The organism is Thauera sp. ZXT1-4 (genome assembly GCF_052598215.2).
The window spans coordinates 170,434-177,306 of sequence record NZ_JBQWSN020000006.1 but is presented as its reverse complement, the minus strand read 5'-3'; the positions used below and the strand labels follow the sequence as shown (position 1 = coordinate 177,306).

General features: G+C 67.1%; 7 protein-coding genes. 5 read left to right on the top strand and 2 right to left on the bottom strand.

The window, feature by feature from the left end; genetic code table 11:
- Nucleotides 1-115 precede the first annotated feature (115 nt).
- On the bottom strand, nt 116-1,276 hold the full coding sequence (locus ACUH78_RS07445; RefSeq protein ID WP_418365476.1) for a MalY/PatB family protein: 1,161 nt from the start codon (nt 1,274-1,276) through the stop codon (nt 116-118).
- A 173-nt stretch (nt 1,277-1,449) separates the two neighbouring features.
- Nucleotides 1,450-2,904, bottom strand: a complete 1,455-nt coding sequence (locus tag ACUH78_RS07440) for a cryptochrome/photolyase family protein (RefSeq protein ID WP_418365475.1) — start codon at nt 2,902-2,904, stop codon at nt 1,450-1,452.
- A 75-nt stretch (nt 2,905-2,979) separates the two neighbouring features.
- Here ACUH78_RS07440 and ACUH78_RS07435 point away from each other — a divergent pair, with 75 nt between their 5' ends.
- The 5 genes from ACUH78_RS07435 to ACUH78_RS07415 all read left to right on the top strand — a co-directional run bounded on the left by ACUH78_RS07435 (nt 2,980) and on the right by ACUH78_RS07415 (nt 6,857).
- The gene (locus ACUH78_RS07435; protein WP_418365474.1) at nt 2,980-3,555 is read left to right on the top strand and encodes a YqgE/AlgH family protein; all 576 of its coding nucleotides are present in this window, start codon (nt 2,980-2,982) and stop codon (nt 3,553-3,555) included.
- On the top strand, nt 3,548-4,009 hold the full coding sequence (gene ruvX / locus ACUH78_RS07430; protein WP_418365473.1) for a Holliday junction resolvase RuvX: 462 nt from the start codon (nt 3,548-3,550) through the stop codon (nt 4,007-4,009). Before ACUH78_RS07435 ends, ruvX begins: the two co-directional genes overlap by 8 nt.
- Nucleotides 3,996-4,499, top strand: coding sequence for a bifunctional pyr operon transcriptional regulator/uracil phosphoribosyltransferase PyrR (pyrR, locus tag ACUH78_RS07425; protein ID WP_445333032.1), 504 nt, complete (start codon nt 3,996-3,998; stop codon nt 4,497-4,499). The genes ruvX and pyrR overlap by 14 nt, the downstream gene beginning before the upstream one ends.
- Nucleotides 4,500-4,589: 90 nt before the next feature.
- Nucleotides 4,590-5,549, top strand: a complete 960-nt coding sequence (locus ACUH78_RS07420; RefSeq protein WP_445333033.1) for an aspartate carbamoyltransferase catalytic subunit — start codon at nt 4,590-4,592, stop codon at nt 5,547-5,549.
- 27 nt (nt 5,550-5,576) lie between these two features.
- Nucleotides 5,577-6,857: a dihydroorotase gene (locus ACUH78_RS07415; protein WP_445333034.1), complete on the top strand. Its 1,281-nt coding sequence runs from the start codon at nt 5,577-5,579 to the stop codon at nt 6,855-6,857.
- Nucleotides 6,858-6,873 lie beyond the last annotated feature (16 nt).

Sequence of the window (6,873 nt, the reverse complement as noted above, 5' to 3'; positions counted from 1 at the left end):
CAGCGCAGGCGTGCGGCCGAACGCGCCGCGGCGCTCGCCGATGAGCGCACGCAGGGGTGAACTTCAGGCCCGGCGGATAAGGGCCCGCAAGTAACACGGACGAGGCCGCAGGCGCTCAGGCGCCGGTGGCCGCGGCCATGCGGGCGAGGGCCTCGTCCAGTGTCGCACGCGGGCAGCCAAAATTGAGCCGCAGCCACCCGGGCGCACCGAAGTAGCGCCCGTCGGACAAGCCGACACCGGCTGCCTCAAAGAACGCTGCGACATCCCCGATGTTGTATTCCGCGATGAGCTCACGACAATCGAGCCACGCCAGATAAGTCGCCTCCGGTCGTGCTAGCGAGATGCCCGGCATGGCCGCGACCGCCTCCATGACCCGGTCGCGGTTGCCACGCAGATAGGCGAGCAGCGCCTGCCGCCAGGGGTCACCATCGCGGTAGGCGGCCTCGGCCGCGACCATGCCGAGCACGTTCACATGCGGCACGATGCCGCGCATCGCGTGACGGTAGCGCCGGCGCAGCCCAGCGTCCGGAATGACGGCGAAGGCGCAGTACAGCGCTGGGACGTTCCAGGTCTTGGACGGCGCCATCAGCGTGATCGTGCGCTGCGCCGCATCGGCATCCAGCGCAGCGATCGGGCGATGCCGGCAGTCTTCGTCGAGCACCAGGCCGCAGTGGATCTCATCGGAGCAGATCAGGAGGTCGTGCTGGCGCGCGAAATCCGCCAGTCGGCGCAGTTCCGCTTCGTCGAAAACGCGCCCCACCGGGTTATGCGGCGAGCACAGCAGCAACATCTGGCTACGCGCATCAACACTCGCCTCCAGCGCCGCCCAGTCCCAACCCCAGCGCCCCTCCTGAAGCACCAGTTCGCAGCGCTGCAGCACCCGGTCCGTGTTCTCCGGTGCGGACAGGAAGGGCGGGTACACCGGCGCCGCGGTGAGCACCCCGTCGCCCGGTTTGCCGGCGATCGCACAGGCCAGGTTGAAGCCCGTCACCACACCCGGAAGCCAGACCAGCCAGTCGGGATCTATGGTCCAGCCATGGTCACGCTGCAGCCCCTCGACGACCGCCTCGACCAGGGACGGCCAGGCGTCGGTGTAGCCGAACACGCCATGATCGATCCGGCGATGGAGCGCCTCGACCACGGCGGGCGGCGCCGCAAAGTCCATGTCGGCGACCCACAGGGGCAGGACGTCCCGCCCCGCGTAGCGGCCCCACTTTTCGCTTGGCAGGCTGCGGCGGTCGATGATGCGGTCGAAATCGAAGGCGGGGGCGGTCATGGCGAGAGCGTCGGAGGTTGCGCGAGGGGCATTGTCCCGCATCGGGGTGGAGGGCGCAGCCCTTGAGCGATGGTTGGTGCAGCTGCGATCCATCAGCGGGACCGGAATCGAAGCCACCGCCTACACGCGCCGCCTTGTGCAGGGAAACTGCGTGGAGGCGGCCGACGGAGAGCCTATCCAGCTTGCCCGTCGTTCTTTACCACCCCGAAGCGTTGCAGGGTGTGCTCGCGTGCGGCAGCGTGGTCCACGATCGGTTCCGGGTAGTCGACACCGATCTTGGTACGGCACGCCGTCTGGTCGATGCCACCCAGGGTCCATGGCGCGTGGATGAACTTGTCGGGCACACGTGCAAGTTCGGGCAGGTAGCGGCGGATGAAGCGGCCCTCGGGGTCGAACTTTTCCGACTGGGTGACGGGATTGAAGATGCGGAACCAGGGCTGCGCATCGCACCCGGTGGAGGCCGCCCACTGCCAGCCACCGTTGTTGGCAGCGAGATCGTAATCGTTGAGCCGGGCGGCGAAGTAGCGCTCACCGAGGCGCCAGTCGATGCCGAGGTCTTTTGTGAGAAAGGAGGCCACGATCATGCGCAGCCGGTTATGCATCCAGCCGGTCTGGTTCAACTGGCGCATCGCCGCGTCCACGATCGGGTAGCCCGTGCGCGCCTCGCACCATGCGGCGAAGCGCTCGGGGGCATCATCCCATTTGACCGCCTCATACTCCGGACGGAAGGCGTGATCGACCACCCGCGGGTTGTGCCACAGGATCTGGTGATAGAAGTCGCGCCAGATCAGCTCCGACAGCCAGCTGTCGGCACCCTCGCCGCCTCGGGCTCGAGCGTGCGCGGCGAGTTGGCGGATCGACACCGTGCCGAAGCGCAGATGCGTGGACAGATAGCTGACGCCCTTCACCGCAGGAAAATCGCGCGCGCGCTTGTAGCGGTCGATGCGCGCGGCGAAGTCCTCGAACAACCGCCGTCCGCCACGCATGCCCGTGGGCAGGTTCAGCTCGGCGAGCCCGGCGGGTTCGAAGCCGATATCGGCCAGGCTGGGCAGAGTTTCACCCATCGGCTTCGGCGCCAGGTGCGCGGCGTATTTCTCCACTGGATACGCCTTGAGCTGGAAATCATCAATCGCCTTGAGCCAGGCGGTCTTGTATGGCGTGAACACGCTGTAGGACTTGCCTGCCTGCGTCAGCACCTCGTCGCGCTCGAAGATCACCTGGTCCTTGAAATCCTCGTAGCCGATGCCGGCTTCCGCGAGCGCCTGCGCCACCCGGCTGTCACGCACGATCGCGCCGGGTTCATAGTCGCGGTTGGCGACGACCTTGTCCACGCCGAGCACTGCGGCGAGGCGCGGCAGCACATCCTCGGCACGGCCGTGGCGCACGATCACCCCAGCCCCCACCCCTCCCGCTGCGCGCGCCATGGCCCCGAGCGCTTCATCGAGCTCGATCAAGCTGGCATGGATGAACTCGACACGGCGATCCCGGCGCGAGGGCAGCGCCTCCAGGATCGCGGTGTCGAACACGAAGGCACAATGCACGCGATCGGCGAAGCGCAGGGCATGATGGAGGGCCGCATGGTCAAAGCTGCGCAGATCGCGACGAAACCAGACGAGAGCGGAAGGCATTGATCTGTCCAGGACAAATAAAGCCTGCATTATGACCCAGCCCGTAGCGCCAAGAACGGGGTCGATGGGCGTAAAATGCCGTCCATGGATACGCCCACGGCCAATTTCACACACCACTTCCTGATCGCCATGCCCAACATGGTCGATCCTCACTTCGCGCGCACCCTGACCTATATCGCCGAACACAATGACCAGGGCGCGCTCGGTCTCATCGTGAACCGGCCGATCGACATGACGCTCGCCACGCTTTTCGAGCGCATCGAACTCCCACTGGAAGCCGAAGGCTTTGCCGCCCAGCCGGTGTATTTCGGTGGCCCGGTGCAGACCGACCGCGGCTTCGTGCTGCACCGGCCACTCGGCGACTGGCACTCCACGCTCAAGGTGACCGACGAGGTCGGCCTGACCAGCAGCCGCGACGTGCTCCAGGCCATCGGCGCGAACGGCAAGCCGGAGCAGGTGCTCGTCACCCTTGGCTACGCCGGCTGGGCCGCGGGCCAGCTCGAGCAGGAACTGCTCGACAACGCCTGGCTCACCGTACCCGCAGACATGGCCATCGTATTCGATCTGCCACCCGAAGAGCGGCTTGCCGCCGCGATGCAGAAGCTGGGCGTCGACTTCACCAACCTGAGCGAGGTTGCCGGGCATGCCTGACGCGGTTGCCGCCGCCCTGCCCGCGCGCGGCACCGTTCTCGGATTCGACTTCGGCCTCGCGCGCATCGGCATTGCCAGCGGCGAGCTGGAAACCTGCCAGGCCAGCGCGCTCACCACCGTGCACGAAGAGGCCAGCGACGCCCGCTTCCGGGCAATTGCCGCCTTGATCGAGGAATGGCGGCCGATCGCCCTCGTGGTCGGCATTCCCACCCACCTCGACGGCACGGCGCACGAGCTTACCGCGCGCTGTCACCGCTTCGCGAACCAACTCCACGGCCGCTTCGGGCTACCCGTATTCACCGCCGACGAACGCCTGTCTTCGGTGGCGGCCGAACGCGAGCTCGCCGACGCCGGCCGCAAGCACTGGCGCGAACGCAAAGCGGTACTCGACGCAGCCTCCGCGCGGCTCATCCTGCAAACTTTCCTGGACACCCGACGCCATGAAGAACCTTGACGCCGAAGCCCTCTACCGGCAGCTCGCCGAGCAGATTCGCCCCCACGTCACGCCTAAAACAGCGCTCGTAGGCATCTACACCGGCGGCCTGTGGCTGGCCGAGCGGCTGCACGCCGAGCTCGGCATCACCCAGCCACTGGGCGCGATTGACGTCTCGTTTTACCGCGACGACTACGGCAGCAAGGGTCTGCATGCCAGCCCCCAGCGCACCGAGATCCCCTTCAACGTGGATGGCGCGCATGTGATCCTCGTCGATGACGTGCTGTACACGGGGCGCACCACTCGGGCTGCACTCAACGAACTGTTCGATTTCGGCCGCCCGGCGATGGTCGAACTCGCCGTACTGGCCGACCGTGGCAGCCGTGAACTGCCGATCGCTGCGCGCTACTGTGCGCACACCCTGCCCCAGGCGCTGCCGCGCGAGCAGAGCCTGCAGTTGCAGCGCGACGAGAACGGCCGGTTCACACTCGCGCTGACCGGGAACGGATAACCGCCGTACGGACACAGCGCGACTGCGCTGCTCCGTCTTCTCATCACCCTCTCCCTTTCCTGCCCACTCGCTGACACCGAGGCACGCCCGATGCGCCACCCCCAGCTCAACCAGCACGGCGAACTGCAGCACCTGCTCACGCTAGACGGTCTGCCGCGCGACATCCTCACCGCCATCCTCGACACCGCCGCGCCCTTCACCGAAGTCGCCGAGCGCGAGGTCAAGAAGCTGCCGCTGCTGCGCGGCAAGAGCGTGTTCAACCTGTTCTTCGAGAACTCGACACGCACCCGCACCACTTTCGAGATCGCCGCCAAGCGGCTGTCGGCCGACGTGGTGAACCTCAACATCAACACCAGCTCGGCGGCCAAGGGCGAGAGCCTGCTCGACACCGTCGACAACCTGTGTGCGATGCAGGCCGACATGTTCGTCGTGCGCCATGCCGCCAGCGGCGCGCCGATGCTGATCGCCCAGCACCTGCGCAATACCCGGCGCGAACACATCAGCGTGGTCAACGCCGGCGACGGGCGGCATGCGCACCCGACCCAGGGCCTGCTGGACATGTATACGATCCGCCACTTCAAGCAGGACTTCAGCAACCTGACGGTGGCGATCGTCGGCGACGTGCTGCACTCGCGCGTCGCGCGCAGCCAGATTGCCGCGCTGACCACACTCGGTGTGCCCGAGGTGCGCGTAATCGGCCCCAGGACCCTGCTGCCGACCGAAGTCGAGAAGCTCGGCGTCCGCGTGTTCCACGACATGCGCGAGGGCCTGAAGGGCGTCGACGTGGTGATGATGCTGCGCCTGCAGAACGAGCGCATGAATGGCGCGCTGCTACCCACGCCGCAGGAGTACTACAAGATCTGGGGCCTGACCGCCGAGAAGCTCGCGCTCGCCAAGCCCGACGCCATCGTGATGCACCCCGGTCCGATGAACCGCGGCGTCGAGATCGACTCGGCGGTAGCGGATGGCGCGCAGGCGGTCATCCTGCCCCAGGTCACCTTCGGCATCGCCGTGCGCATGGCGGTCATGAGCATGCTGGGCAGCCGCTGAGCGCCCGCCACCGGAAGACGAACGAGCATGAACATCCTGATTTCCAAGGGCCGCGTCATCGACCCGGCCAACCGCAGCGACGCGGTGCAAGACGTCTATGTTTCGGGCGGCAAGATCGTCGCCCTCGGTCAGGCCCCGCAGGGCTTCGTCGCCGAGCGTACGATCGACGCCAGCGGCCTCGTGGTCGCCCCCGGCTTCATCGACCTCGCCGCGCGCCTGCGCGAACCCGGGTTCGAATACCGCGCCACACTCGAGTCCGAGATGGAGGCGGCGATGGCCGGTGGCGTCACCAGCCTGGCGATCCCGCCCGACACCGACCCGGCACTCGACGAGCCCGGCCTGGTCGAGATGCTGACCTACCGCGCCAAGAAGCTGAACCGCGCCCACATCTACCCGGTCGGAGCACTCACGCTCGGGCTCAAGGGCGAGCGCCTGTCGGAGATGGCCGAACTGGTCGAAGCCGGCTGCGTGGCCTTCTCGCAAGCCAATGTGCCGGTCGTCGATAACGCCGTGCTGATGCGGGCGCTACAGTACGCCGCAACCTTCGATTTCCGCGTCTGGCTGCAGCCGCTTGCACCCTTCCTGTCGCGCATTGGTCACGCGCACGACGGCGAGGTCGCCACCCGCCTGGGCCTCACCGGCATCCCGGTCGCGGCCGAGACGGTGGGACTGTACACCTACCTCGAACTGGCCAAGGCCACTGGTGCGCGCCTGCACATTACCCGCCTGTCCTCGGCCGCCGGCCTCGCCTTGATCGACCAGGCGCGCACCGAAGGGATGGACGTGACCTGCGACGTATCGATCAACCACGTCCATCTGTGCGACATGGATATCGGCTATTTCGACCCCAATTGCCACCTGATCCCGCCGCTGCGCAGCCAGCGCGACCGTGAGGCGCTCTGCAAGGGACTCGCTGACGGCCGCATCAACGCCCTGTGCTCGGACCACACGCCGGTGGACGATGATGGCAAGCAGACCCCATTCTCCGAGTCCGAGCCCGGGGCCACCGGACTCGAGCTCCTGCTGCCGCTGACGCTGAAGTGGGCGGACCGCGCTGGTCTTTCGTTGCTCGACGGCCTCGCCCGCATCACCTCGGACGCGGCGAAGATCGTCGGCATCACCAAGGCCGGCCACCTGTCGGTCGGCGCACGCGCCGACGTATGCGTCTTCGATCCAGCAGCCCACGGCATCGTCACCCGCGAGGGGCTGAAGAGCCAGGGCAAGAACACGCCCTTCCTCGGCATGGAACTACCCGGAAAGGTGCGCTACACCCTGGTCGAGGGCCAGGTGATGTACGAAGGCCGCTGAATCCTCGCCGGCGCGG